This is a genomic window from Thalassolituus sp. UBA2009, assembly GCF_002335285.1.
Lineage (GTDB): Bacteria > Pseudomonadota > Gammaproteobacteria > Pseudomonadales > Oceanobacteraceae > Venatoribacter > Venatoribacter alkanivorans.
Map to the genome: position 1 here is coordinate 5,559 of NZ_DDCJ01000108.1, position 900 is coordinate 6,458.

2 protein-coding genes and 1 pseudogene are annotated in these 900 nt (G+C 54.6%); 1 reads left to right on the forward strand and 2 read right to left on the reverse strand.

Annotation, left to right across the window (positions count from 1 at the left end):
* Positions 1 to 290 (reverse strand): sulfite exporter TauE/SafE family protein (locus B3P58_RS13955; protein WP_286718378.1); only part of this gene is annotated, 290 nt, incomplete at its 3' end.
* A 23-nt stretch (positions 291 to 313) separates the two neighbouring features.
* Between B3P58_RS13955 and B3P58_RS13960 the strand changes: the two genes are divergently transcribed.
* Positions 314 to 553, forward strand: coding sequence for a glutaredoxin family protein (locus tag B3P58_RS13960; protein WP_225691769.1), 240 nt, complete (start codon positions 314 to 316; stop codon positions 551 to 553).
* A 75-nt stretch (positions 554 to 628) separates the two neighbouring features.
* Here the strand turns inward: B3P58_RS13960 and B3P58_RS13965 are convergent.
* Positions 629 to 900, reverse strand: a pseudogene (locus B3P58_RS13965) (riboflavin synthase); the annotation flags it as partial.

Consider the following 900-nt stretch of genomic DNA (forward strand, 5'->3'; position numbering starts at 1 on the left):
GGCACGTCCAGAATAAACAAGGCCCCACCAATCACGCCGGGCACACCAGCCACGACGATCAGCAACAAAATCCGGCGATCGAGATGATGCTCACGCAAATGGCGGGCGGTCGCACCAACGCCCAGCGCAACCGTCGCCACTTTGTGCGTTGCCAACGCCAGCGGGAATGGCAGCCCCATAAAAATCAGTATTGGCAGCTGAATCAGTCCGGCACCACCACCGGCCAGCGCGGAAAACCAATTCGCTACAATTGCGATCAGAAAAAGTGCGGTTTGTTCGATATAATCCATGCAGAGTTCATCTGGGGAAACTTATGAAATACGCTTTGTACTACTACGACGCCTGTCCATTCTGCCAGCGTGTGCTGCGTGCACTGCCCGGCGTAAAGGTCGAGGTCGAAAAACGCAATGTGCTGACCAATCAGGAATTCCGTAAACAACAATATGCGGCAACCGGCCGGACCACCGTGCCCTGCCTGCTGATTTCTGATAACGGCAAAGATACCTGGATGTTCGAATCGGCCGATATTATCCGCTTTTTACAAAGCCGCTGAGTCCACCTCAGCGATCAGCCAAACCGGCCGCTGACGATAACGACGCGGCCGGTTATTGTCACAGAACCACTCCCCTTAACGGGACAACAGAGCACTCATCTGCGGATCAGCCAACAGGCGACGTACGGTTTCCACCACCGCCTGAGTCTGGGCGTCCACCTCCACATTAATGCGGTCACCCACCTGCACCATGCCAAAGGTTGTTACATCACGGGTTTCAGGAATCAGGTGCACACAAAAACGATCTTCTGTTACTTCAGCAATGGTCAGGCTGCAGCCATTCAGCGCGACATAACCTTTATCCAGCAGGAAAGGCGAAAGATGCGCCGGGCGCTCCATCCATACCA

Excerpts from the sequence above, each read along its gene's own strand:
- B3P58_RS13960 (WP_225691769.1), top strand. The coding sequence starts at position 314 with ATGAAATACGCTTTGTACTACTACGACGCCTGTCCATTCTGCCAGCGT.